Source organism: Microbacterium sp. H83 (genome assembly GCF_001650405.1).
GTDB lineage: Bacteria > Actinomycetota > Actinomycetes > Actinomycetales > Microbacteriaceae > Microbacterium.
Window position 1 is genome coordinate 23099 of the sequence record NZ_LWCU01000001.1, and the last position, 25386, is coordinate 48484.

Annotated in this window: 25 protein-coding genes and 1 pseudogene; 13 read left to right on the forward strand and 13 right to left on the reverse strand. The window is 69.5% G+C overall.

The annotated features are described in order from the left end of the window. The first annotated feature begins 51 nt into the window (after positions 1-51). Entirely contained in the window at positions 52-834 is a 783-nt protein-coding gene (gene map, locus A4X16_RS00125) for a type I methionyl aminopeptidase (RefSeq protein ID WP_067114788.1), read from the forward strand. 24 nt (positions 835-858) lie between these two features. On the opposite strand, the gene A4X16_RS00130 is transcribed toward map, so the two are convergent. After that, positions 859-1305 (reverse strand): pyrimidine dimer DNA glycosylase/endonuclease V, encoded by a 447-nt coding sequence (locus tag A4X16_RS00130; RefSeq protein ID WP_067114790.1) that lies wholly within the window; start codon positions 1303-1305, stop codon positions 859-861. Then, positions 1302-2039, reverse strand: coding sequence for a class I SAM-dependent methyltransferase (locus A4X16_RS00135; protein WP_067114791.1), 738 nt, complete (start codon positions 2037-2039; stop codon positions 1302-1304). Before A4X16_RS00135 ends, A4X16_RS00130 begins: the two co-directional genes overlap by 4 nt. Before the next feature lie 69 nt (positions 2040-2108). Between A4X16_RS00135 and A4X16_RS00140 the strand changes: the two genes are divergently transcribed. Continuing rightward, complete coding sequence (locus A4X16_RS00140; protein WP_231880217.1) at positions 2109-2702, forward strand: histidine phosphatase family protein; 594 nt, start codon at positions 2109-2111, stop codon at positions 2700-2702. Here the strand turns inward: A4X16_RS00140 and trmD are convergent. Genes trmD through rpsP form a run of 4 tightly spaced genes read right to left on the reverse strand, consistent with a single transcriptional unit; the run spans position 2699 to position 4701 of the window. Continuing rightward, positions 2699-3412 (reverse strand): tRNA (guanosine(37)-N1)-methyltransferase TrmD, encoded by a 714-nt coding sequence (gene trmD, locus A4X16_RS00145; protein WP_067114793.1) that lies wholly within the window; start codon positions 3410-3412, stop codon positions 2699-2701. The two genes, A4X16_RS00140 and trmD, sit on opposite strands and share 4 nt — an antisense overlap. Before the next feature lie 19 nt (positions 3413-3431). Next, positions 3432-4055 carry a ribosome maturation factor RimM gene (rimM, locus tag A4X16_RS00150; RefSeq protein ID WP_067114795.1) on the reverse strand — a complete coding sequence of 208 codons (624 nt, stop codon included), beginning with the start codon at positions 4053-4055 and terminating at the stop codon, positions 3432-3434. Continuing rightward, a complete protein-coding gene (locus A4X16_RS00155; RefSeq protein ID WP_067114796.1) occupies positions 4039-4269 on the reverse strand; it encodes an RNA-binding protein in 231 nt (76 codons plus the stop codon). Before A4X16_RS00155 ends, rimM begins: the two co-directional genes overlap by 17 nt. Positions 4270-4275: 6 nt before the next feature. Beyond that, positions 4276-4701: a 30S ribosomal protein S16 gene (gene rpsP, locus A4X16_RS00160; RefSeq protein WP_067114797.1), complete on the reverse strand. Its 426-nt coding sequence runs from the start codon at positions 4699-4701 to the stop codon at positions 4276-4278. Between the two features lie 266 nt (positions 4702-4967). Here rpsP and A4X16_RS00165 point away from each other — a divergent pair. After that, positions 4968-6061 (forward strand): annotated as a pseudogene (locus A4X16_RS00165) (glutamate--cysteine ligase). A gap of 3 nt (positions 6062-6064) precedes the next feature. Here A4X16_RS00165 and A4X16_RS00170 read toward each other — a convergent pair. Then, the gene (locus tag A4X16_RS00170) at positions 6065-7036 is read right to left on the reverse strand and encodes a sugar-binding transcriptional regulator (protein WP_067114798.1); all 972 of its coding nucleotides are present in this window, start codon (positions 7034-7036) and stop codon (positions 6065-6067) included. Between the two features lie 102 nt (positions 7037-7138). Here A4X16_RS00170 and A4X16_RS00175 point away from each other — a divergent pair, with 102 nt between their 5' ends. From A4X16_RS00175 to glpK, 3 genes are all read left to right on the forward strand, one after another. Continuing rightward, the gene (locus A4X16_RS00175) at positions 7139-8848 is read left to right on the forward strand and encodes a glycerol-3-phosphate dehydrogenase/oxidase (protein WP_067114799.1); all 1710 of its coding nucleotides are present in this window, start codon (positions 7139-7141) and stop codon (positions 8846-8848) included. Positions 8849-8935: 87 nt separating this feature from the next. Further along, entirely contained in the window at positions 8936-9688 is a 753-nt protein-coding gene (locus tag A4X16_RS00180; protein WP_067114800.1) for an MIP/aquaporin family protein, read from the forward strand. A gap of 31 nt (positions 9689-9719) precedes the next feature. Continuing rightward, a complete protein-coding gene (gene glpK, locus A4X16_RS00185) occupies positions 9720-11234 on the forward strand; it encodes a glycerol kinase GlpK (RefSeq protein WP_067114801.1) in 1515 nt (504 codons plus the stop codon). A 69-nt stretch (positions 11235-11303) separates the two neighbouring features. Here the strand turns inward: glpK and A4X16_RS00190 are convergent, their stop codons facing one another. After that, positions 11304-12191 (reverse strand): LysR family transcriptional regulator, encoded by an 888-nt coding sequence (locus tag A4X16_RS00190; RefSeq protein WP_067114802.1) that lies wholly within the window; start codon positions 12189-12191, stop codon positions 11304-11306. 78 nt (positions 12192-12269) lie between these two features. On the opposite strand from A4X16_RS00190, the gene A4X16_RS00195 reads away from it, so the two are divergent. Continuing rightward, positions 12270-13187 carry an EamA family transporter gene (locus tag A4X16_RS00195; RefSeq protein WP_067114803.1) on the forward strand — a complete coding sequence of 306 codons (918 nt, stop codon included), beginning with the start codon at positions 12270-12272 and terminating at the stop codon, positions 13185-13187. Positions 13188-13193: 6 nt separating this feature from the next. Here A4X16_RS00195 and ffh read toward each other — a convergent pair whose 3' ends face one another. Next, complete coding sequence (gene ffh / locus A4X16_RS00200; RefSeq protein WP_067114805.1) at positions 13194-14750, reverse strand: signal recognition particle protein; 1557 nt, start codon at positions 14748-14750, stop codon at positions 13194-13196. A 36-nt stretch (positions 14751-14786) separates the two neighbouring features. Further along, entirely contained in the window at positions 14787-15374 is a 588-nt protein-coding gene (locus A4X16_RS00205) for a TetR/AcrR family transcriptional regulator (protein WP_067114807.1), read from the reverse strand. A gap of 97 nt (positions 15375-15471) precedes the next feature. Between A4X16_RS00205 and lipB the strand changes: the two genes are divergently transcribed. Further along, positions 15472-16125 (forward strand): lipoyl(octanoyl) transferase LipB, encoded by a 654-nt coding sequence (lipB, locus tag A4X16_RS00210; RefSeq protein ID WP_067114811.1) that lies wholly within the window; start codon positions 15472-15474, stop codon positions 16123-16125. After that, positions 16122-17111, forward strand: a complete 990-nt coding sequence (gene lipA, locus A4X16_RS00215) for a lipoyl synthase (protein ID WP_067114813.1) — start codon at positions 16122-16124, stop codon at positions 17109-17111. The genes lipB and lipA overlap by 4 nt, the downstream gene beginning before the upstream one ends. A gap of 19 nt (positions 17112-17130) precedes the next feature. Here the strand turns inward: lipA and A4X16_RS00220 are convergent, their stop codons facing one another. The 3 genes from A4X16_RS00220 to smc all read right to left on the reverse strand — a co-directional run bounded on the left by A4X16_RS00220 (position 17131) and on the right by smc (position 22161). Beyond that, on the reverse strand, positions 17131-17631 hold the full coding sequence (locus tag A4X16_RS00220) for a DUF2004 domain-containing protein (protein ID WP_067114815.1): 501 nt from the start codon (positions 17629-17631) through the stop codon (positions 17131-17133). Positions 17632-17674: 43 nt separating this feature from the next. Beyond that, on the reverse strand, positions 17675-18547 hold the full coding sequence (gene ftsY, locus A4X16_RS00225) for a signal recognition particle-docking protein FtsY (protein ID WP_067114817.1): 873 nt from the start codon (positions 18545-18547) through the stop codon (positions 17675-17677). A gap of 68 nt (positions 18548-18615) precedes the next feature. After that, positions 18616-22161, reverse strand: coding sequence for a chromosome segregation protein SMC (gene smc, locus A4X16_RS00230; protein WP_067114819.1), 3546 nt, complete (start codon positions 22159-22161; stop codon positions 18616-18618). A 510-nt stretch (positions 22162-22671) separates the two neighbouring features. On the opposite strand from smc, the gene A4X16_RS00235 reads away from it, so the two are divergent. The 4 genes from A4X16_RS00235 (at position 22672) to A4X16_RS00250 (ending at position 25386) form a co-directional block, all read left to right on the forward strand. Continuing rightward, complete coding sequence (locus tag A4X16_RS00235) at positions 22672-22950, forward strand: hypothetical protein (protein ID WP_067114821.1); 279 nt, start codon at positions 22672-22674, stop codon at positions 22948-22950. 13 nt (positions 22951-22963) lie between these two features. After that, positions 22964-24052 carry a GNAT family N-acetyltransferase gene (locus tag A4X16_RS00240; RefSeq protein ID WP_067114822.1) on the forward strand — a complete coding sequence of 363 codons (1089 nt, stop codon included), beginning with the start codon at positions 22964-22966 and terminating at the stop codon, positions 24050-24052. Further along, positions 24049-25128 carry a GNAT family N-acetyltransferase gene (locus tag A4X16_RS00245; protein WP_067114825.1) on the forward strand — a complete coding sequence of 360 codons (1080 nt, stop codon included), beginning with the start codon at positions 24049-24051 and terminating at the stop codon, positions 25126-25128. The genes A4X16_RS00240 and A4X16_RS00245 overlap by 4 nt, the downstream gene beginning before the upstream one ends. Before the next feature lie 63 nt (positions 25129-25191). Beyond that, complete coding sequence (locus A4X16_RS00250; RefSeq protein WP_067114827.1) at positions 25192-25386, forward strand: hypothetical protein; 195 nt, start codon at positions 25192-25194, stop codon at positions 25384-25386.

Here is a 25386-nt window from a genome sequence, read left to right on the forward strand (position 1 = left end):
ACGCTCACCGCCGGCATATCGGAGAGAATGGAACCGACGAGAGGACACCCGATGATCGAACTGCGCACCCCCGCCGAGATCGACGAGATGCGCGCCGCAGGGCGGTTCGTGGCGGAGACGCTGGCGACACTGCGCGACGAGACCAAGGTCGGCATGAACCTGCTGTCGATCGACCGCCGAGCGCACGACATGATCCGCAAGGCGGGAGCCGAGTCGTGCTACATCGACTACCACCCGTCGTTCGGCGCCAGCCCGTTCGGCAAGGTCATCTGCACGTCGATCAACGACGCGGTCCTCCACGGCCTGCCGCATGACTACACGTTGCGCGACGGCGACCTGGTCTCCCTCGACTTCGCCGTGTCGGTGGACGGCTGGGTCGCCGACTCGGCGGTCTCGTTCGTCGTGGGCTCTCCGCGGGACGAGGATCTCCGCCTCATCGACACGACCGAGCGCGCTCTCGACGCGGCCATCGCCGCCGCGGTCGTCGGCAACCGGATCGGCGACATCTCCGCCGCCATCGCGGAGGTCTCGCATGGCGAGGGCTATTCGATCAACACCGATTTCGGCGGGCACGGCGTCGGACGCATCATGCACGGCGACCCCCACGTGCCGAACGACGGACGCGCCGGCCGTGGCTTCCCGCTGCGCGAGGGCCTCGTCTTCGCCCTCGAGCCCTGGCTCCTCGCGACCACGGACGAGCTGGTCACCGATCCCGACGGCTGGACCCTGCGCAGTGTCGACGGCTCTCGGGGGGCTCACTCGGAGCACACCGTCGCCGTGACGGCCGACGGCCCCATCGTCCTGACCGACCGCTCGTTCCTCGGCGTCCGCTGACGCGCGACGCATCGGGCCGCGCCGTCAGCGGGCCGGGTCAGGGCGCTCCCACGACTCGATCGGACCGTCGATCAACCGGAAGAGCGGATGCGGCTCGGGCGCGCCGACGGTCGACCAGCGACGGAGGACGTCGGGGCTGCGCTCCGCGAGCTTCGCGGTGAGATGCGACCACTCCCAGGAGACCTGCCCTGTCGTGACGGGGAGGACCTCTGCCTCGCCGGCATCCGATCTGTCGATCCTGGCCCTGTCGAAGCGATACCCGCGCAGGTCGGCCTCGTCCGCGACGCCGCCGAGGTACGCGCCGAGCGCCTGCAGCGGGTCGTGCGCGGCGCGGAACCTCTGCAGCTGAGGATGGGCGAGGTAGCCGCGGGTGCGCCCCGCGAGCACCGCCTGCGCGAGCAGCGTCTCCCGCCAGCAGGCGACCAGTCCCTGACGGTCGAGGTATCTCGGATGCAGCGACCAGATCCTCATGCGCGGCGGTATACGAACACGTCGGTGACGATCGGCAGCTCGAACTCGGTCGCTCCGCGAGTCTCGGGGTGGGCGTCGAGGATGCGGGTGATCCGAGCGAGCATGTGGTCGCGCTCGTGCGGTTCCGCGACGAGGAAAGTGCTCACCGTCGACCACCGACGGAGATAGTCCTCGCGAGTGATCCTCTCCGTCCAGCGCAGCTCGTCGTGCGACCTCAGCTGAAATCCGGGAAGCTCCTCGGATGTCGCGTCGGACGTGCCGTCCGCGTCTTGGACCGCTGGATGGGCGACGCGATGCGCCGCGCGATCCCAGTCGCACGAAGGGTCGGATCGGTTCCAGAGCAGGCCGAGCGATCCGTCCTCGACCAGGACGCGCAGGATCTCGGCGCAGGCGGCGTCACGGTCGAACCAGTGGAAGGCCTGCGCGACCGAGACCAGCTCGATCGTCGAATCCGCGACGGGAATCCGCTCGGCGCTGCCCTCTCGCGCGATCACGCGGGGCAGCTTCGTCCGGAGCACATCGAGCATCGCGGCGGACGGCTCGACCGCGACCACCTCGGCCGCACGGTCGACCAGCAGCGCGGTGAACTTGCCCGTCCCCGCGCCGAGATCCAGCGCGGTCGCCACCCGTCGCGGAGCGAGGATGTCTGCCGCCGCGTCGGGAAAGCCGGGCCGGTAGCGATCGTAATCCGCACCGATCCCCTCGAACGAACTCGCGAGCATCCCGTCGACCATGCTGCGACGCTATCAGCCGGTGCGCGCGGTCACCGCCTGACCGGGCGAGCGCTATGCCATTCTGAGTGCATGATCCCGCAGGACCGCCACGTGCCCGAGCACCTGTTCCTCGTCAGGCACGCGCAGACGACGTGGGATCTCGAGCATCGGCTGCAGGGCACCCTCGACTCGCCGTTGACGCCGGAGGGCGTCGCCCAGGCCGAACGGATCGGCGCCCGGCTCGCCGCGTCGAACGTGCGGACCGTCTGCACGAGCCCGCTCGGACGATCTCTCCGCACGGCCTCGATCATCGCCGACCGGATCGGCGCGGATGTCGTCGAGATCCCCGACCTCGCCGAGCTCGATCACGGCGCTATGTCGGGCTTGACGAGGGCCGAGATAGACGAGCGGTTCCCCACGGCACGCCAGCAGCGTGCGGAGAACCGCTACGGCTGGGCCTTCCCCGGCGGAGAGAGCTATGCGCAGGCGAGGTCGCGGGCACGACGGGCGCTGTCGGCCTGCGGGTGGGCGTCGCAGGGAGTCCCCCTGCTGGTGGGCCACGAGATGCTCGGCCGGATGCTGCGCGCAGAGCTGCGCGGGCTCGATGTCGGCACGGCCCTGTCGCTGCGGCATCCGCACGGCGTCGTGTTCGAGATCGAGCACGGGGTGGAGACGATGCTCTAGAGGGCGTCCTCGTCAGGGAGCAGATCCGGGCGGCGACGCCGTGTGCGCTCCAGCTGCTGCTCGCGCCGCCATGCGGCGATCGCCGCGTGATTGCCGCTCAGCAGCACATCGGGCACGGAGCGATCGCGCCAGGTCGAGGGCTTCGTGTAGGACGGGTACTCCAGCAGCCCGTCCTCATGCGACTCCTCGACCAGGCTCTCCGGATTGCCGACGACACCGGGGATGAGTCGACCGATCGCCTCGATCATCGCCATCGTGGCGACCTCGCCCCCGTTGAGCACATAGTCCCCCAGGCTGATCAACCGCACCTCGCCGAGCGAGGCGGCGTACTCGAACACGCGCTCGTCGATGCCCTCGTACCGACCGCAGCCGAACACGAGGTGATCCCTCGTGCTGAGATCCCGCGCCGTCGCCTGGGTGAAGACCTCGCCCGCCGGCGACGGGAAGATGATCGTGGGACGTGCCGTCCCGGAGGACATCGTCGAGGCGGCGACCTCGTCCAGCGCCTCTCCCCAGGGTTCCGGCTTCATCACCATCCCGGCTCCGCCGCCGTACGGGGTGTCGTCGACCGTGCGATGACGATCGTGCGTCCAGTCCCGCAGGTCGCGCACGTTCAGCTCGAGGATGCCGGAGTTCCGCGCCCTGCCGAGGAGGGAGAGAGTCAGACCGTCGAAGTACGACGGGAAGATCGAGAGGACGTCGATGCGCACCGGGGAGCAGTCTCCGCAGTCACGCAGGTGCGTCGGAGTCGGACGACTCCTCGGCGTCAGCCGAGTCGGGTTCGGCGATCTGCTCGAAGAGACCGGCGGGCGGTGTCACGATGACGCGTCCCGAGGCGACATCGACGAGCGGGACGATCGCCTCGACGAACGGCACCATCACATCGTCTCCGCCCGTCACCGGCTTCACGATGAGCAGGTCCTGAGCCGGGAAGTGCTCGACCCGCGCGACCTTGCCGACGACGACCTCGTCGCGGACGACATCGAGTCCGACGAGCTGGTGATCGAACCAGGCGTTCTCCTCGACCTCCTCGTCGTCCTGATCGATCCAGAGGATCGCTCGGACCAGGCTCTCCGCGCCGTCGCGGTCGTCGACGTCCTGCAGGAAGACGACGGGATTGCCGTTCATCACGCGGTATTCGCGGACGACGACGGTCTTGCCGTGCCACGGAGATGCCTCCGGCACCTGCAACGTGAACTCGGCCCCCGGCACGAAGCGCCGCTCGGGGTTGTCCGTGTACAGCTCCAGCTTGAGGGCGCCCTTGAGGCCATGGGCCTTGACGAGACGGCCCACACGGAGCTGGTTCTTGCCCTGGTTGCGGTCTTTCGGCACCACGTCAGTCGTCCGCGACATAGACGCGGACGCGACGGCCGTCGGCCAGAGCGCCGATCAGCGTGCGCAGTGCCTTCGCAGTGCGGCCGCCGCGCCCGATCACACGACCACGGTCGTCGGGGTGCACGCGCACCTCGAGGAGATCGCCTCGCGGCGAGGTGGAGGCGTTGATGCGGACATCCTCAGGGTGATCGACGATCCCCTTGACGATGTGTTCGAGCGCGGCGGCGAGCACGGCGGATTACTCCGAGTCGGCGGCGGGAGCCTCGGCGGCCTCCGCGTCGGCCTCAGCAGCGGCAGGAGCCTCTGCCTTCTTCTCGGCCTTCGGCTTGACGACGGACTTCTTGGACGCGTCGACCTCGAACGCCTGCTTGGGCTCGGCGACCTTGAGGGTGGACTTCGCGTCCTTGTCGCCCTTGAACGTGCCCCAGTCGCCCGTGATCTTGAGCAGCGCGGTGACCTGCTCGGTCGGCTGCGCGCCGACCGACAGCCAGTACTGCGCCCGCTCGGAGTCGACCTCGATGAACGAGGGCTCCTCGGTGGGGTGGTACTTGCCGATCTCCTCGATCACGCGACCGTCGCGCTTGGTGCGCGAGTCGGCGACGACGATGCGGTAGTAGGGCGCCCGGATCTTGCCCAGGCGCTTGAGACGAATCTTGACAGCCACGATTCTCCTGAATTGTGTGGAAGGAAACGAACCGATCGCCTGGAGAGTGGGGTGCACACCCGGCGGAAGCTCACAGAGGGAGGACGAGTGCTGGATAGAGGGTCGAGCACCACGTCCGACCCTCTATTCTGCCAGATGCGGCGACCACAAGCGAAACGCGGCGACACGGGGGTGGCCGTGTCGCGCAGGGCGCATGTCAGACTGTGCTCGTGAAGCTCGAGTTCGCCCCCTCCGCCCGGTCCACCGTCGGCCTCGAATGGGAGATCATGCTCGCCGACCCGGCCAGCGGCGATCTCGTGGGTCGCGCACCCGAGCTCCTGGCCGCCCTGGAGGCGGCGAGCGAGGACGAGCGGCACACCGTGACGGGCGAGCTGCTCACCAACACGATCGAGGTCACGAGCGGGATCGGCGACTCCGTCGGACACGCGGTCGACGACATCGCCAACGCCATCGCCGCGGTGCGCGCCGCGACCGACCCCGCAGGCATCGAGCTGCTCTCGGCGGGGAGCCATCCCTTCGCCAGTGGTACGACCAGGAGGTCACCGACAAGACCAGGTACCACACCCTCATCGAGCGCACCCAGTGGTGGGGGCGGAACATGATGATCTGGGGCATCCACGTCCACATCGGCGTGGAGGACCAGCGCAAGGTCATGCCGATCATCAACGCGCTGGCCTCGTACCTCCCTCATCTGCAGGCCCTGTCGGCGTCGAGTCCGTTCTGGGCCGGCGAGCGCACGGGCTACGCCTCGAACCGCGCGCTCGTGTTCCAGCAGCTGCCGACCGCGGGCCTCCCCTGGCCTCTCCGCGACTGGTCGGATTACGAGTCCTACCTGGAGGACATGGTGCGCACCGGCGTCATGGCGGACGCCACCGAGGTGCGCTGGGACATCCGTCCCGCTCCCCGGTGGGGCACGATCGAGATCCGTGCCTGCGACGGCCTGTCGACGCTCCCCGAGCTCGCGGCGCTCGCCTCCCTCGTCCAGGTGCTCGTCGAGCATCTCTCCCGACAGCTGGACGAGGGTCGCACACTGTCCGAGATGCCGGCGTGGTTCCATCGGGAGAACAAGTGGAGGGCGGCTCGCTACGGACTCGACGCGCGCGTGATCGTCGACGCGGCGGGAACCCAGCGTCCGGTGCGCGACCACCTGGCCGAGATCATCGAAGAACTCGCCCCCGTCGCGGTCGAGCTGGGCTGCGTGAGGGAGTTCGGCAGCCTGGAGACGATCCTGGCCGACGGAGCGAGCTACGAGCGGCAGCTCACGATCGCGAACGCCACGGGCGGCGACCTCGCGGCCGTCGTGCAGCACCTGATCAGGGAGTTCCGCTCGGGGCCGGAGTCGTCGACGGAGGAGCCCTGAGGGTCAGCCCTCCACCAGCTGCCGCGCCAGACCCTCGTCGAGGACCACATCGGTGATCAGGTCCGCGGCGATCGCGGCCCGGAGGCTCACGAGCTTGGGGATGCCGGAGACGACGCACACCCGGCGCGGCACCCGCCGCAGGCGGTCGAGTCCCGGGCCGGTCGCCCTCGCGTTCACCCGGATGTCCTTCCAGGAGCCGTCAGCCCGGAAGAAGACGGTGGCCACGTCGCCGATGGCATGGTCCTCGCGCAGGCTACGGTAGTCGTCGCGCCCCAGGTATCCGCCGACGTACACCCGGCTGGGGACCTCTGCGGCCGGAGAGCCGAGGCTGAACACCGCGATATCCATCTTCGACTGCAGGTCGAGGACGCGGCGCGTGCTGCGCTCGCGCCACATCGCCTCCCGCGTGGAGGGGTCGTCGAAGAACGCGGGCACCGGGAACTGCTGCACCTGGGCGCCGAAGGCGCTGCCGAACCGCTGAAGGATGTCGCTCGAGTACTCGACGCCGCTGGTCTGGGTGTTGCCCGCGCCGTTGAGCTGCACGAACGTCGTGTTGTGGGTCTCCTTCTGCGTGAGACCCCGACTGACCGCGCTGATCGTCGACCCCCACGCGACGCCGACGATCATGTTGGAGTCGACGAACTGCGACAGGAGCCGGCCCGCCGTCAGCGCCACGCGCTCCAGGCGCTCCACCTCGCTGACGATCTCGGGGATGGGCACGACGTGAGCCACCAGGCGGTACCGATCGCGGATCCGCTGCTCCAGCATCCCCAGCCGCTCGAGCGGCGAGTTGATCCTGATGTCCACCAGTCCGCTCTCCCTGGCGAAGCTCAGCAGCCTCGACACCGACGATCGCGACGTGTGGAGTTCCTGCGCGATGACCTCCATGGTCTTGTCCTGCATGTAATAGAGCTGCGCTGCGGTGAGCGCGGCGATCAGCTTGGCATCGCGGGATCCTGCGTCGGACTGGGCCATGACGTCCTCCTCGTCCTCGATCCTTGCACATATGTGCAGCGAGGTTGCGCGCAGCGGGCGTGGAGGTCGATGCTGGGGGCAAGCAAGGAAGAAGGGTCGAAGATGATCGAGTCGACATACTCATCACCGGAGCGCGCGGAGGTCCGCGCGATCCGCGAATCCGGGCGCACGAGCGTCCTCATCATCGGAGCGGGGATCAACGGCATCTCCGCGTTCCGCGACCTCGCGCTGCAGGGCGTCGACGTCCTGCTCGTCGAGCGCGGCGATTTCGCATCAGGCGCCTCCGCGGCGTCCAGCCACATGATCCACGGCGGCATCCGCTACCTGGAGAACGGCGAGTTCCGTCTCGTGCGCGAGTCCGTCGAAGAGCGCAACGGCCTGCTCAAGATCGCCCCGCACTACGTCAAGCCGCTGCAGACGACGATCCCGATCTACTCGACGTTCTCCGGCATCCTGTCGGCTCCTCTGCGTTTCCTCACTCACAAGAGCGGGAAGCCCCAGGAGCGCGGCGCGTTCCTGATCAAGGTCGGCCTGACGATCTACGACACGTTCTCGCGCGACGGCGGCACGGTCCCCCGGCACCGCTTCGTCGGGCGGAAGCGCTCGCTGGCGGAGCTCCCCTCGCTGGATCCGAAGATCAAGTACACGGCCACGTACTACGACGCGTCGATGCACGACCCCGAGCGCCTGGCCCTCGATGTCCTCCAGGACGGCCGCGCCGCCCACCCTGGCGCCGTGGCGCTCAACTACGTGGAGGCGATCGCCCGCGACGGCGAGAAGGTCGTGCTGCGCGACCGCGAGAGCGGCACCGAGTTCTCCGTGACCGCCGACGTCGTCGTCAACGCGTCGGGGCCGTGGACCGATCTCACGAACGACGCGCTCGGCACCGACACGCGCTTCATGGGCGGCACCAAGGGATCGCACATCGTGCTCGATCACCCCGAGCTCCTGGAGGCGACCCGCGGCAGGGAGATCTTCTTCGAGCACTCGGACGGCCGCATCGTGCTCATCTACCCGCTCAAGGGTCGCGTCCTCGTCGGCACGACGGACATCGACGCCGACCCGCGCGAGGTCCCGGTCTGCACCGAGGAGGAGATCGACTACTTCTTCGACCTCATTCACCACGTCTTCCCGGGCATCCATGTGTCCCGCGAGCAGATCGTGTTCAACTTCTCGGGCATCCGCCCGCTGCCGCGGCACGAGGACACCGCACCCGGATTCGTCTCGCGCGACTACCGCATCGAGGTCGACGACAAGGGCGCCGCTCCCCTGGTCAGCCTCGTCGGCGGCAAGTGGACGACGTTCCGCGCGCTGGGCGAGTCGCTGTCCGACGTCGTGCTCGGCCTCCTCGGCCGCACGCGCACCGTGTCGACGTCGGGGCGGGCCATCGGCGGCGGCCGCGACTTCCCTCGCACCGAGAAGGCTCGTCGCATCTGGATCCAGGAGAATCTTCCCGGTGCCGGCGACCGCGCCGACAAGCTCATCGCCCGCTACGGCACCCGCGCCGCGCAGGTGTGGGAGCACATCGAGCAGGGACCCGACACGCCGCTCGCCGGCGGGGATCTGTCGACGCGGGAGCTGGAGTGGATGGTCTCGAACGAGATGATCGCGCGTCTGCAGGACGTCGTCCTGCGTCGCACGAGCATCGCCTTCACCGGGAACGCGGATGCCGATGTGCTCGAAGAGCTTGCGGACGCCCTCGCTCCCCTGCTCGACTGGGACCGAGCACGACACGATGCCGAGCTCGAGCAGACGCGCGTTCTCCTGAACGAGCGACACGGACTCCAGATCCCGTCCCGCACCCGCGGCTGACGGACCAGAGCGTCGCCCTCCTCGCGACGTATCTCCCATAGGTGACCGGGCAGAGGGGCCCGGTCGCAGAGAAAGGTCAAAGAAGACATGACTGATGTGAATCTCGGTCTCTACTTCCTGTCGGAGTTCGTCGGCACAGCGATGCTGATCCTCCTGGGTTGTGGTGTCGTCGCGAACGTCGCGCTCGCCAAGAACAAGGGCTTCGGCGGCGGCTTCCTGATGGTCAACTGGGGATGGGGTCTCGCGGTCTTCGTGGGTGTCCTCGCCTCGGCGTACTCCGGTGCCATCCTGAACCCGGCCGTCGGCGTCGGCCTCCTGGTCGCGGGCAAGATCGACTTCTCGCAGTTCGCGGTCGCGACGGGGGCGGAGCTCCTCGGCGCCATCGTCGGTGCCGTCCTCACCTGGCTCGCCTACAAGCAGCACTTCGACGAGGAGCCGGAGCCCGCGAACAAGCTCGGCGTGTTCTCGACGGGACCCGCCATCCGCTCGTACGGCTGGAACCTCGTCACCGAGGTCATCGGCACGTTCGTCCTCGTGTTCGCCGTCTTCGCGTTCGCCGACTACGGCGTCGCCGACATCGGCGTCCCGGGAGGCCTCGGACCGCTCAGCGCCCTCCCGGTCGCCCTCGTGGTGGTGGCGATCGGCGCCTCGCTCGGTGGACCCACCGGCTACGCCATCAACCCGGCCCGCGACCTCGGACCGCGCATCGCTCACGCGATCCTCCCGATCAAGGGCAAGGGATCGAGCGACTGGTCCTACTCCTGGGTTCCTGTGGTCGGTCCGCTGGTCGGTGGCGTGCTCGCCGCCGTCGCCGCGCCCGCGCTGCTCGGCCTCGCCTGATCCGACACCCGACTTCAAAGGAGAATAAGACATGGCTGACTACATCCTCGCCATCGACCAGGGAACCACCTCGAGCCGCGCGATCATCTTCGACAAGAAGGGCAGCATCATCGCGACCGGCCAGAAGGAGCACGAGCAGATCCTGCCGAAGGCCGGCTGGGTCGAGCACGATGCCTCCGAGATCTGGCGCAACGTCCAGGAGGTCATCGGTCTCGCACTGAGCCGCGCCGACCTGACGCGCCACGACATCGCCGCCGTCGGCATCACGAACCAGCGCGAGACGGCCGTGGTCTGGGACAAGACCACCGGCAAGCCCGTGTACAACGCGATCGTCTGGCAGGACACCCGCACGCAGGAGATCGTCGACCGCCTGGCGGCCGACGGCGGCGTCGACCGCTTCAAGCCGATCGTCGGCCTGCCGCTGGCGACGTACTTCTCGGGCACGAAGATCGCGTGGATCCTGGAGAACGTCGACGGCGCGCGTGAGAAGGCGGAGGCGGGCGACCTCGTCTTCGGCACCACCGACAGCTGGGTGCTCTGGAATCTCACGGGCGGCACGGACGGCGGCGTGCACGCGACCGACGTCACCAACGCGTCCCGCACCCTGTTCATGGACCTCGAGACGCTCGAGTGGCGCGACGACATCCTCGAGGTGTTCGGCGTGCCGCGCTCGATGATGCCCGAGATCCGCTCCTCCTCCGAGGTCTATGGTGCCGCCGAGAGCTCCTCGCTGCTGCGCGAGACGCCGATCGCCGGCATCCTCGGCGACCAGCAGGCCGCCACGTTCGGTCAGGCGGCGTTCCAGACCGGCGAGAGCAAGAACACCTACGGGACCGGCTGCTTCCTCATCTTCAACACGGGCGAGGAGATCGTCCACTCGAAGAACGGGCTGCTGACCACCGTCGGGTACAAGCTCGGCGACCAGCCGACGCACTACGCGCTGGAGGGTTCGATCGCCGTCACCGGATCGCTCATCCAGTGGCTCCGCGACCAGCTGGGCATCATCTCCTCGGCGCCCGAGGTCGAGGAGCTCGCCGACAAGGTCGAGGACAACGGCGGTGTGTACATCGTCCCGGCGTTCTCTGGTCTGTTCGCGCCGTACTGGCGGGCGGATGCCCGCGGCGCGATCGTCGGTCTCACCCGCTACGCGAACAAGAACCACATCGCGCGCGCGGCGCTGGAGGCCGTGGCCTTCCAGACCCGCGACGTCCTCGACGCGGTCAACGCGGACGCGGGCGTCGACCTCACCGAGCTCAAGGTCGACGGCGGCATGGTCGCGAACGACGCGCTGATGCAGTTCCAGGCGGATGTGCTCGGCGTGCCGGTCGTGCGGCCTGTCGTCGCGGAGACGACCGCCCTGGGTGCGGCGTACGCCGCCGGACTCGCCGTCGGCTTCTGGAGCGGTCTCGACGACCTCTCCGCGAACTGGCAGGAGGACCGCCGCTGGGAGCCGTCGATGGACGGTGCCGAGCGCGACCGCCAGCTGCGCCTCTGGCGCAAGGCCGTCACCAAGTCGATGGACTGGGTCGACGAGGACGTGAAGTGATCTCGGCGAGCTGAGACGACGGGCCCGGAGGATGTCCTCCGGGCCCGTTTCACGTCTTGCGGGCGCGATTCACGTCTTGCGGGCGCGCCCCGACTCGACGACGTCGAGGAAGGCCGCGGCGACCCGACGCAGGGCGCGGTCGTCACGGACGAGGTACTCGACGCGCACCGGTCCGTCGACGAGATCGACCGCGACGCCGTCGACCGGGGACCGCGACACGACCCCGGGGGCGAGCACCGTCACCGCGAGTCCCGACCCGACCAGACCGAGGATGAGATCCGACGAGTCGGCTTCGAACGCGACGTCCCGGGGGACGCCGGCTGCGGCGAACGCGACGTCGGTCTGCGCCCTCCCCGACGTGCCGGCCGGGAAGTCCGCGAACACCTCCGCGGAGAGATCCGCCAGGCGTATGCGCGCGCGATCGGCGAGGCGATGCGCCGCCGGGAGAACGGCCACGAGGCGCTCCCTGCCGATCTCCACGGCGTCCACGCCTTCCGGGCGCACGTCGGCGTGGAGTCCCAGCAGGGCCACGTCGAGTTCTCCTCGCCGCACCGAGGCGGCGAGGGAATCGCTGTTGCCGACGACGAGCTCCACGCGGACGTCCGGATGCCTGCCCCGGTAGAGCGCGAGCACGGCCGGCACCGAGACCGCGGTCACGGTGGGGATCATGCCGAGTCGCAGCGTGCCCGTGACCCGACCGTCGGAGGCCGCGGCCGCCTCTCGAGCGCGGTCCGCGGCGGCGACGGCCTCCCGCGCGTGCTCGAGGAACGCTTCGCCGGCCTCGGTCAGCCGCACGCTCCGGCTGTTCCTGATGAACAGCCGCTGTCCGAGCTCTCTCTCGAGGGCGCCGATCTGATGGCTGAGAGCGGATTGGGTCACGAAGCACTTCTCCGCAGCCCGGGTGAAGCTGGTCGTGGCAGCGACGGCCTCGACGTAGCGCAACTGCTGGAGATCCATGCGTTCATGATGGCAGTTCATGACCAGTATGCGAACCATGCGTTGGATTCATGGCTGACCGAGGAGGACGCTGGAGGCATGTCCCGCCTCGCGCTCCTCCTCACCACCTCCCTCGCTCCGATCGCCTGGGGCACGACGTATCTCGTCACGACCGAGCTCCTGCCCGCGGGGCACCCGCTCCTCGCCGGACTTCTGCGCGCGCTCCCCGCCGGCCTCATCGCTGTGGCGCTCGGTCGGGCGCGTCCCCGCGGCGGATGGTGGCTGAAGTCGTTGGTGCTGGGCGCGCTCAACATCGGCGCGTTCTTCCCCCTGCTCTTCATGGCCGCGGAGCGGCTGCCGGGCGGGGTGGCCGCGGCAGTGGCCGGCGCCCAGCCTCTGATCATCCTGGGCATGGGGATGCTCGTCCTCCACGAGCGCGTCCGACCGGTCACGGCAGCGGCCGCCGTGGTCGGCGCCGGCGGAGTCGCGCTCGTGGTGCTGGGCCCCGCGGCTCACCTCGACGCGCTCGGCGTGATCTCGGCCCTCGGCGGAGTGACCGCGACCGCCGCGGGAATCATCCTCACGAAGCGGTGGGGACGTCCGAAGGACGTCGGCCCGATCGCGTACGCGGGGTGGCAGCTCACGGCGGGAGGACTCGTGCTCCTGCCGCTGACCGTCCTGATCGAGGGCGCTCCCCCACAGCTCACCGGCGAGGCGGTGTCGGGGTACGTCTGGCTCGGCACGGTCGGCGGCCTGCTCGCTTACACCCTCTGGTTCCGCGGTATCCAGCGGCTGCCGGTCATGGCGCCCGGACTGCTCGCGCTGCTGTCCCCCGTCGTGGCCGCGCTGCTGGGGGCGACGTTCGCCGGCGAGACGGTCACCACCGTGCAGGCCGTCGGACTCGTGCTGGTGCTGGTCGCACTCGTCTGCGGTCAGCTCGCCGCTCTCGTGCCGCGGAGACGCACCGCCGCGGCGACGACGACGACCGAGCCCATTCTCGCGTCCGGCCGACGCTAGCGCGGCTCAGCTCTTGCCGAAGAGCTTCTGGATCTCGGCGAGGTCGGCCTCGCTCGGCGCGGCGGATCCGCCGCCGAGCCCGAAGCCGGACCCGGTCGGATTCGCCGCGGGCGCGAGTCCCGCGTTCTCAGCCGCGCGCTTCGCCGGGTTGCCGGAACGGGACCCTCCCGACGACTTGCCCTTCTTGCCGCGCTTCGACGACGCGCCGGGCTTGCCCAGTCCGGGCATCGCGCCCATCCCGGGGATGTTCGGGGTGCCGCCGCGCGCGACGGTCTTCATCATCTTCGCCGCCTGGTCGAAGCGCTGCACGAGCTGGTTGACGTCCGTCACGGTCATACCCGATCCGCGCGCGATGCGCAGGCGCCGCGAGCCGTTGAGCACCTTCGGATTGCGTCGCTCACCCGGGGTCATCGAGCGGATGATCGCCTCGGTGCGGTCGATCTCGCGCTCGTCGAAGTCCTCGAGCTGCTGCTTCATCTGACCCATGCCCGGGAGCATCCCGAGCATCTTCTTCATCGAGCCCATCTTCTTCATCTGCTGAAGCTGGTCGAGGAAGTCCTCGAGGGTGAACTGCTCTGTCGCGAGCTTCTCGGCCATCTTCATGGCCTCTTCCTCGTCGAAGGCCTGCTGGGCCTGCTCGATGAGGGTCAGGATGTCGCCGAGGTCGAGGATGCGGCTCGCCATGCGATCCGGGTGGAACGGCTCGAGGTCCTCGAGGCGCTCTCCGGTCGACGCGAAGATGATCGGGCGGCCCGTGACCGACGCGACCGACAGCGCGGCGCCACCGCGCGCATCGCCGTCGAGCTTCGACAGGACGACGCCGGTGAAGTCGACGCCCTCCTGGAAGGCCTTCGCGGTGTTGACGGCGTCCTGACCGATCATCGCGTCGATGACGAACAGGACCTCGTCGGGGTCGACCGCCTTGCGGATGTCGGCGGCCTGCTTCATGAGCTCCGCGTCGACGCCCAGGCGGCCGGCGGTGTCGATGATCACCACGTCGTGCTGCTGGCGACGGGCGTGCTCGACGCCGTCCCGCGACACCTTGACCGGGTCGCCCACGCCGTTGCCGGGCTCGGGAGCGTAGATCGTCGCCCCCGCCTGCTCGGCCACGACCTGGAGCTGGTTCACCGCGTTCGGGCGCTGGAGGTCGGCGGCGACGAGGAGCGGCGTGTGGCCCTCTCCTTCGAGCTGCTTCGCGAGCTTGCCGGCGAAGGTGGTCTTTCCGGATCCCTGCAGGCCGGCAAGCATGATCACCGTCGGAGCGGTCTTCGCGAAGCGGAGGCGACGCTGCTCGCCGCCGAGGATGCCGATGAGCTCCTCGTTGACGATCTGCACGACCTGCTGCGCGGGGTTGAGCGCCTTGTTGACCTCGTCGCCGAGAGCACGTTCACGGACCTTCGCGGTGAACTCCTTGACGACCGACAGCGCGACGTCGGCGTCGAGGAGGGCACGGCGGATCTCGCGGACCGTGCCGTCGACATCGGCCGCAGTGAGCTTTCCCTTCGTGCGCAGATTGCGGAAGGTCTCGGTGAGCCGGTCGGAGAGCGTGCCAAAGGTAGCCATGGTGCTACCGATTCTATCCGAGCGACGACCGGTCGCTCAGCGCTTCCAGGGAAGCTCGCGGATCGTCTCGAACGCGTCGACGAGCACAGCCTCGGGCGTGCCCCGCCCTGCTCCGGTCTCCGCCCACACCCGGAGCGACGCCAGCACGGCGGCCGCATATGCGGCTCCGAGGATGTCCGCTCGCACCACATCGGATCCGGCGTCGACCGCCGCGCGCGCGATCCCCGAGGAGAGCCGCGCATGACGCAGCCCTGTATCCCTGACGAGCTCGTCGTGCAGGCCCATCGCCGTGGCATTGCGCAGAGCGAGGGCCAGCGGGTCCGGGGCGAACTCCTCGACGATGAGACGCAGTATGCGCTGCACCTCTGCGCCGGTCGCCGTCGATCCGAGAGCGGACAGGCTCTCGAGCGAGCGATCGATCCGCTCATCGAGCCCCGACCACAGCACATCGCTCTTGGAGGAGAAGTAGTTGAAGAAGCTCGATCGGCTGACCCCGGCGCGCCGAGTGATGTCGGCGACCGATGTCGCGTCGTAGCCCTGCTCGAGGAAGAGCTCGCACGCCGCCTCCGCGAGAGTCTCGCGCGATGACGCCTTGGGGCGACCCGCTCGACTCGTGCTGCTCATCCTCACACGGTACCGCGCGCCTCGCGGCGCAGCACCGATCGTGCGATCTGGGGGTATTGTTGGACGCAATCCATCTATCAGCGGAGGCGGTTCGGCCATGCTCGACATCCTCACCCCCGGCCTCGCACCGGCCTACGTGCCGTACCCCGTCGGCTGGGACCTGCAGCGTCGCATCCATGCAGAGGTCGTCGGCGGCGCGCGGCCGGACACGCTCGTCCTGCTCGAGCACGAGGCCGTGTACACCGCAGGCAAGCGCACGGAGGACCACGAGCGTCCCCAGGACGGCACGCCGGTGATCGACGTCGATCGCGGCGGCAAGATCACCTGGCACGGTCCGGGACAGCTCGTCGGCTATCCGATCGTCCGACTCCCCGAGCCCATGGATGTCGTCGCCCACGTGCGGCGTCTCGAGCGCCTCCTCATCGATGTCCTCCGTCCGTTCGGGGTGGACGGCTACCAGGTCGAGGGGCGCAGCGGCGTCTGGGTCCGCCGGCCCCTCTCCGAGGACAAGGTCGCCGCCATCGGGGTCCGCGTGCAGCAGGGCGTCACGATGCACGGCTTCGCGATCAACTGCGACAACACCCTCTCGGGCTTCCGGGGGATCATCCCGTGCGGCATCACGGACGCCGGTGTGACGACCGTGAGCGAGACGACCGGTGCACGCGTCTCCCCCGCGGACCTCCACGACGCCGTGGCCGACGCCTTCCTCTCCGCCTATTCCGACGCCGACCACGCAGGAGCACTCGCATGACCGCCGCACCCGAGGGGCGAAAGCTCCTCCGCCTCGAGATCCGCAACGCCGAGACCCCGATCGAGCGCAAGCCCGAGTGGATCCGGACGAAGGCGAAGATGGGCCCCGAGTACACGGCGCTCCAGTCCCTCGTCAAGAACGAGGACCTGCACACCGTGTGCCAGGAGGCCGGATGCCCCAACATCTACGAGTGCTGGGAGGACCGAGAGGCGACGTTCCTCATCGGCGGGTCGCAGTGCACGAGACGGTGCGACTTCTGCCAGATCGACACGGGGAAGCCCGACGCCTACGACACGGACGAGCCCCGGCGCGTGGCAGAGAGCGTGCAGCGGATGGGCCTGCGCTACGCGACAGTGACGAGCGTCGCCCGCGACGACCTGCCCGACACCGGAGCGTGGCTCAATGCCGAGACGGTGCGCAGGATCCACGCCCTCAATCCGAACACCGGGGTGGAGCTGCTCGCGAACGAGCACAACGCGGACCCCGCGTTCCTCGGGCAGATCTTCGACGCGCGACCCGAGGTCTTCGCGCACAACGTCGAGACGGTTCCGCGCATCTTCAAGCGCATCCGCCCCGCCTTCCGCTATGAGCGGTCGCTCGACGTCATCACGCAGGCGCGGGACGCCGGTCTCATCACCAAGTCGAACCTCATCCTCGGCATGGGCGAGGAGCCCGAGGAGGTCGTGCAGGCCCTGCAGGATCTGCACGGAGCCGGCTGCGACATCATCACGATCACGCAGTACCTGCGACCTTCGCCGCGGCATCTTCCCGTGGCGCGGTGGGTGAAGCCTGCGGAGTTCGTCGAGTTCAAGGAGCAGGCCGAGCGGATCGGATTCCTCGGCGTCCTCGCGGGACCGCTGGTCCGTTCCTCCTACCGCGCCGGGCGGCTGTGGGCGCAGTCGATGGTGTCGAAGGGGCGCGAGATCCCGCCGCATCTGGCGCACATCGCCGACAGCGCCGAGCTCGGCTTCGCTCAGGCGGTCTGAGGGACCGTGTGCACGAGCGTCAGTCGGCGCTCATGACGGACTGGACGCTGCCGTCCGACCCGAGGTTCACGAGGAGGACGTCGTCGGTGGTGTCCGCGTCGAGGGCGTACTCCAGGACGGCGAAGGGCTCGGATCCGCCGTGCTCGTCGGCGAGGATCGTCATGCTCATGAGCCGCAGCGATCGGATTATGTCGACGGCGGCGTCGCCGCTCACGTCCACCAGGACGTCGGCGAGCTCGTCGCCGTACGCCTCCTGCTGCTGCAGGATGTACTCCGTCACCTCGCTGGTGCGATCGTCGACCTCCGACAGCATGCCGCGCCGCGCGGTGGCGTCGACGGTCTCGAGTCCGGCGATGAGAGACGCGGCGATGTCGAGCGCGTCCGCGGACACGTCGTCCTGATCGGGCGCGGTGAGGTCGACGGTGACGCTCTGGTCACCCAGATCGACGGTCTCCGACCAGAAGATCGAGCCGTCGGGTCCTGAGGAGAGGAGTCCGAAATAGTCGTGTTCGATCGCCATAACGCTATGAAACCAGCCTCGTGCTCGCGGCGGTAGCCCCGTCTCAGCCGACCAGCGACTGAACGAAGACGTGGGGGGTGAAACCGGTCAGGTCGTCGATGCCCTCGCCCTGTCCGAGGAGCTTGACCGGGATGCCGGTGCGCTCCTGGACCGCGAGCACGAAGCCGCCCTTGGCGGACCCGTCGAGCTTCGTGAGGACCAGCCCGGTGACTCCGGCGTGCTGCAGGAACGCCTCGGCCTGCATGACGCCGTTCTGCCCGGTCGTCGCATCGAGCACCAGCAGCACCTCGCTGATGGGCGCCTGCTTCTCGATCACGCGACGGATCTTCGACAGCTCGTCCATCAGGCCGCCCTTGGTGTGCAGGCGCCCCGCGGTGTCGATGATCGCGATCTCGATGCCCTCGCGCTGTGCGTACTCGATCGTCTGATACGCGACGGATGCCGGATCCTGACCCTCCTGCTGCGGACGGACGATCGCCGCTCCCCCGCGCTGAGCCCAGGTCGCGAGCTGGTCGACGGCAGCCGCGCGGAACGTGTCGGCGGCGCCGACGACGACGCTGCGCTGGTACCCGCGGAGGAACTTCGTGAACTTGCCGATGGTCGTCGTCTTGCCGACCCCGTTGACGCCCACGACGAGCACGACCGCCGGTCGCTCGGTGAGCTTCAACGTAGTGTCGAACTTCGCGAAGTGCTCCTCGAGCGTCTCCCGGAGCATCCGGTGCAGATCCCTGGGATCGGTCGTGCGGAAGCGCTCCACCTTGGCGCGCAGCTCGTCCACGACCCGCTCGCTGATGTCGGGGCCGAAGTCTGCGGTGATGAGCGCCGTCTCCAGGTCCTCCCACGTCGTCTCGTCGATCGTGGGCTTGACGAACATCCCGCGCAGCGCGCGAGTGAGGGACCAGGACTTCTCCGCCATGACTCCAGCCTACGGGTAGCGTCCGCGTCGGCCGGGATCACGCCCTACGCTCTGAGCACAACTCCGGCTCAGCCGACCGCCGCCGCGCGATCCCCCACGCGCTGTCCGACGACCGCCGAGACTCCGTCCTGCCGCATCGAGACGCCGTACAGCGCATCCGCGATCTCCATCGTGCGCTTCTGGTGCGTGATGACCAGCAGCTGCGAGCTCTCCCTGAGCTGCTCGAACACCGTCAGGAGCCGGCCGAGGTTGGCGTCGTCGAGCGCCGCCTCGACCTCGTCGAGGATGTAGAACGGGCTGGGGCGGGCCTTGAAGATCGCGACGAGCAGTGCGACGGCGGCGAGGGAGCGCTCTCCTCCCGACAGCAGCGAGAGGCGTTCGATCTTCTTGCCGACCGGGCGCACGGAGACCTCGATGCCGGTCGTCAGCATGTTGTCCGGATCCGTGAGGGAGATGCTCCCCGACCCCCCGGGGAACAGCAGCGGGAAGACCTCGCCGAACGCCTCCTTGGTGTCTTCGAAGGCACTGGCGAAGATCGTCTGCATGCGCTCATCGAGGTCCGCGATGATGGTCAGCAGGTCCTGCCGCGTCTGCGTGAGATCGGACAGCTGCTCGGCGAGGAACGCGTGTCGCTGTTCGAGAGCCGCGAACTCCTCGAGCGCGAGCGGATTCACCCGGCCCAGCTGAGCGAGCTTCCGCTCGGCGTCGGCGAGTCGCCGCTGCTGGATGCGCCGATCGAACGGGATCGCGCCGTCGTCGAGGAGCTCGCCGTCGACGGGCTCGGCGCCGGGGTCCTTGGGAACCAGCTGGTCCGGCCCATATTCCGCGATGAGAATATCTTCGTCCAGCGCGAGCTCCGAGGCGACGCGCTCGAGCAGACTGTGGAGGTGGAGCTTCTTCTCATGAATCTGCAGCTCCAGGCCGTGGACGCTCTCGGTGAGGCCGGCGAGACGCTCGCGCAGTGACGTCTCCTGCGCACGGAGCGCCGTGAGCTCCTCGTTCTGAGCGGAGCGCGCCGCCTCCGCCTCCGCGAGAGCGAGGCGCGCCTCCGTGACAGAGCGGTCCAGGGAGTCGAGGACCCTCGGCAGCTCGTCGGCGACGCCGACCGCCGCTTCGCGCTGCGCGCGCCGGATGACGGCGCGACGGGCGGCTTCGGCCGCGGCATCGCGCTCCTGCTCCCGCTGCCGCTCGAGGGCGGCGACGCGCGCCTGCGCAGCGCGGACGCGCTCCCGGAGCGTCTCGATCTCCAGGCGGGCGCGCACCTCCCCCTCTCGGGCGAGCTCGAGCGACTCCAGGAGTCCGTCGCGGGCGGACGCGTCGAGGACGGGGCGCGGGGCCGACACAGCGGCGTCCAGCTCGGCTTTCGCGGTCTCCGCCTTCCGCTCCGCGTCCTCGACCGCATCCTGCGCCTGTGCGAGCCCGGTCTCCAGCCGCTGGCATTCGGCGACCGCGGACTCGTGCGTCACCGTGATGCGATTGACCTGCTCGGCATGCGTCGCGAGCGCGGCGTCGTGCTCGCGCAGCGCGCGCAGCGCGTCCTTCGCCTGCCGCCTGGTGGTCTCCACGGTCTCGTTCGCCTCCTCGCGCGCCTCGCGCAGCGAGTCGACGACGACCTGGATCTCCGCGAGCCGTTCGCTGGCGGCATCCCGCTCGGCCGCGAGCTCCAGGCGGGAGCGCTCTCCCCCTGAGCCCGTCCGCAGCGTCTGCGCCGTGACGACGTCACCGGCGCTCGTCACCACGGTGGTGGTCGTGTCCCCGGCGGCGTCGAGGGCGCCGCGCGCCGCTCTCGCCTCGTCGAGGCCGTCGGCGATGAGGACGTGCGACAGGATCCCGAGGACGCCGTCCGGGGCCGCGACGGTCTCGATCGCGGGCGTCACCCCGGGCAGGACCGGGAGTTCGACGATCGGGCGCGGAGCATCGGCGATGACGAAGTCGACCACGCCGCGTCGCTGATCGGCCGCCTCCTTCGCCAGCGCGTAGGCATCGGACGCGCCCTCGACGAGAACGCCCTCGGCGAGAGGGCCGAGGACGGCGGCGACGGCGGCTTCATAGCCGGCCTTCACCTGGACGGCATCGCCGACGAGCCCGCGGATGCCCGCGCCGCCCGTCTTGACGATCTCGGCCGCCCCGCCGGAGAGAGCGAGGGCGCTGCTGAGCGCTGCGGCCTTGGCCGTGAGCGAGTCCGCCTCACGCTCGGCCGCATGCAGCCGCTCGCGCAGGGTCTCGCGCTCGGCTTCCGCGGCGGTCGCGGCGCGTTGTGCACTGTCGTAGGCCGCGGAGTGCTCGGCGGCCGTCCCCTCGGGGGCCTCTGCGTCGTCGATGCTCTCGAGCGCGTCCGCCGCCTCTCGGCGACGCGCTTCCGCGGCCTCGAGGGCGTTCTGCTGCCGGAGGACGGCGCCCCGCACCGCGGCGAGGGCGGATGCCGCGGCGTCGGCGGTGCCGCGCAGCGCCGAGATGCGCATGTCGTACTCCGAGACGAGAGCGCTCTGCTCGGCGATGTCCACGTCGAGCGTGTCGAGCTCGGCGCGCGCATGCACGACTTCGCGGCTGGCGAGCGTCGCTGCGTCCTGCGCGTCGCCGAGACCCGCGGATATCTCGGTGATGTCGTCCTTCGCCTCGTCGATCGTGCTCTGCGTGACCGTGACCGCGGTCACCGCGGCGTCGTCGTCCTCCGACCCGAGCAGGGCGAGCCGCTGGTTGGCGAGCGTGTACAGCCCGCGCATGCGCTCCTGCACCTGCTCCAGTCCGAACGCGATGCCGCGAGCCTGATCCACGGCGACGGAGTTCTGGTCCTGTTCGAGACGTGCGATGCCGGCGCGGACGACCTCCGCCTGATCGGACAGCACCAGGCGTTCGGTGTGACGCTCCTGCTCGGTGCGGGTGTGGTCCGCCAGTGCGGTCCGCAGCGCCACGACGTCGTCGGCGAAGAGGCGGGCCTTGGCGTCGCGCACCACGGCCGCGATCGTCTGCGCCTCGCGTGCGATCTCCGCCTGCCGGCCGAGAGGCTTGAGCTGACGCCGGATCTCTCCGGCGAGGTCGCTGAGGCGCGTGAGGTTCGTCTCCATCGCATCGAGCTTGCGGAGGGTCTTCTCCTTGCGCCGTCGATGCTTGAGGATCCCGGCGGCCTCCTCGACGAAGCCGCGGCGATCCTCCGGCGATGCCTGCAGCACCGTGTCGAGGCGCCCCTGACCGACGATGACGTGCATCTCGCGGCCGAGACCGGAGTCGCTGAGCAGTTCCTGCAGATCGAGCAGTCGGCAGCTCTCGCCGTTGATCGCGTACTCGCTGGATCCGTTGCGGAACAGGGTTCGACTGATCGTCACCTCGGCGTACTCGATCGGGAGGGCGCCGTCGCTGTTGTCGATGGTGAGCTGGACCTCCGCGCGGCCCAGCGGCCCGCGTGTCGAGGTGCCGGCGAAGATGACATCCTCCATCTTGCCGCCGCGGAGCGTCTTCGCTCCCTGCTCGCCCATGACCCACGCGAGCGCGTCGACGACGTTCGACTTGCCGGATCCGTTGGGGCCGACGATGCAGGTCACGCCCGGCTCGAAGACGAAGCTGGTCGGCTGCGCGAAGGACTTGAACCCCTTGAGGGTCAGGCTCTTCAGATGCATACGCGCGCCGCGCTTCCGGGGTGAATCACGCCCATACGCTATCGGAATCCCCCGCCAGGACCGGCATCCCGCGCGGGTGGAGGCCGAGAACGGACGGGGCGCGACACGCCGTGACGGAGATCGGATGCTTGACGCGCGCGGCGCACCTTCGCTACGGTAACCACCGGATCGCCACTCGAAAGGAGGTTACCGATGATCACTCTCATGACTGCACAGGCCACTGGCCTCGCCGCGCCCTTTGCGCCGCGTCTCGCGCACTCGGTAGCCGCCGGCGTCCGTCGCAACGGTCTCTCGTAGCACCGAAGCCAGAGAATTCCGGCCTGAACTGGGCCTTCTCTGCCGCGCGTCTGCGCATCCCGCTGATCTTCTCCAGATCGCGATCTCCCGAACGCGGTTCCCGCTCCGTTCCCGAGCGTGCGCGTTCCTGGACTCCATCGCGCTCCGTCGGCCTCTCGACGACGCCTACGGACGCTCTCCGCACCGCATCCCACTCCCATCGAAGGATTCATCGTGAACACCACGCTGTACCGCAGCACCACCCACCCACCGGATACCGAGGACCGTCAGGTCCTGGAGATCCCCGCACCCGACGAGCTGCGCGGCCTCGGCCTCGCCGACCGTCTCTCCCTCCGTGTCGGCCTCTGGCTGCTCCAGAGGGCGCAGCGCCCGCATCCGGTCCGTCAGCCCCGAACGAGCGGGATCGATCCGCTCGGACTCGAGCGACGCGACCGGTCCGTCGGCGAGAACCTCGCGTTGCTCACGTACGACCTGCAGCGTCAGCTGCGCTGACCCGGAGGACTGCATGAGCATCCGACTCACCGCCGAGGCGACGCTGCATCCGCTCGAGATCCCCTCCCGGGCGGATGCGGCGGACGCGGGAGCGTTCCGCGAACTCGCCCGCGTCCGCAATCAGGTCTGCCGGGAGCTGACGGGGCGGACCGAGCAGGACCTCGAGCCCGAGGCCCTGCTCCCGCTCCTCCGATCACGGAAGGAGCGCACCACCGTCGTCTGGGCGGTCCGGATCGACGGCGAGACCGTCGGCCGGACCGTCGTCGACATCCCGCACGAGGAGGGATCCCGGGTCGTCATCGCATCGATCGAGATCCTCCCCCGGGTCTGGGGCCGCGGCATCGGGACCGCCGTCCTGCCGCACATCGACGCCGTCGCCCGCGCGCACGGCCGCACGGTGATCCAGAACTGGACCGAGCAGCAGGCCAGCGACGCCCCGCGCATCGAGGCCGCCACCGGTCTCGGCAGCGTTCCGGACGATCACGTCGCGCGATTCCTCCGACGCAGCGGCTTCCGCCTCGAGCAGGTCTACCGCATCAGCCGGCTGGACCTCACCGAGGAGACCCTGTCGGCAGCCGCCGTGCTGCTCGACGAGGCCAGAGCGTTCGCGCAGGACTACCGCGTCGTGCAGTGGGTGCTGCCCACACCTCCGGAGAGGCTCGACGGCTATGCGTGGATGAAGTCCCGCATGTCGACGGACGCCCCGTCCGCCGATCTCGAATCGGACGAGGAGTCCTGGGATGCCGACCGTGTGACGGCCGCGGAGGCTCGGATCGCGGAGATGGGCCAGACGATCATGGTGACCGCGGCCGAGCACATCGCGACGGGCGAGCTCGCCGGCTTCACGGAGATCGGCGGTGGTCCCGACCTCAGCGGCACCACCATGCAGCACGACACGCTCGTGCTCTCCGACCACCGCGGGCACCGCCTCGGCCGGCTCATCAAGTGCGCCGCGATCCTCGCATGGCCCGACGTCGCCCCGGAGTCCCGGGACGTCATCACATACAACGCCGAGGAGAACCGCCCCATGCTCTCGATCAACGAGGCGATGGGATTCGTGCCCATCTCCTATGAAGGCGCCTGGCAGAAGGAACTGACATGACCACCACCACGCTCCGCATCACTCCGCTCTCCGTCCCGCGATCCCTCGACGACGACGATGCGGCGGACTTCCGCGCCTACGGCGCGCTCAACCGCCGGATCTGCGACGAGGCCGTCGGTCTGCCCGAGCTCGCGCCCGATGCCTCGCAGATGCTCGCATCGTGGCAGGACGCGACCGACACCCTCCACACCGGGTTCGTCGCCCGAATGGGCGACGACATCGTCGGCATGATCACCGTCGATTACGCGCAGGAGGAGGATGCCCGCGCCGCGGAGATCGATCTGCTCGTCCCCGAGGAGAACTGGGGCACCGGCGTCGAGGACGCCCTGCTCGACCTCGCCGAGCAGGAGGCATCGAGCCGCGGCCGCGACCTCCTGCAGACCTGGACGCTGCACCGTCCCATCGAGGGCGACCGGATGCTCGTGCCGAAGACCGGATGGGGTCGGGTGCCGGCGATCCCGCTGACCGATGCCCTCGCGGCCCGCGGCTTCGCGTTCGAGCAGGTCGAACGCAACAGCGAACTCGACCTGCGTGCGGACCCGACCCCGCTGCGCACCGCGCTCACGGCGGCGGAGGCGATCGCCGGAGCCGACTACCGCATCGTGCACTGGCTCGCACCCACGCCGGCGGAGCACCGAGCCGGCTACGCCGCAGTGCTGGCGCGCCTGACGACCGACGCCCCGGCGGGCGACATGGAGTTCGTCGCGGAGCAGTGGGATGCCGACCGGGTCGTCCGGCGCGACACCCGCCTCACGAGTGCAGGGCAGGCCGTGTCGGTCGTCGCGGTGCAGCACGTGCCGACCGGCGACCTGGTCGCATACAACGAGCTGCTCATCGCCGCCGACCGCACCTCGGCGACGCATCAGCTCGGCACGCTCGTCGCGAAGGACCACCGAGGCCACCGGCTCGGCATGATCGTGAAATGCGCGAACCTCCTGCGGTGGCGCGAGCTGATGCCGGACTCGCCCGTGGTGTCGACGTTCAACGCCGAGGAGAACCGCCCGATGCTGAGCATCAACGAGGCGATCGGGTTCCGTCCTGTCTCGTACGCGGGGGCGTGGCAGAAGCGGATCTGAGGATCATCCGGGCGGTGCAGGCGCCCGGCCGGGGATCATCCGGCCGGGCGATGCACGCCCATCATGTCGCCGCTGCTCGTCACCGCGCTCGGATCCGCGCTCTGCGCCGACGTGCTCGTCTTCCCGCTCCTCGGCATCGCGCTCATCGCCGCACCGCTGTCGCTCCTCACGATCGCGTCAGCCGTCGGCATCCTCGTCGTCGGGGCGAGCACGCACGCGACCCGTGCGCTCCTGGATCGGTCCTTCCGCGCGGCGTGA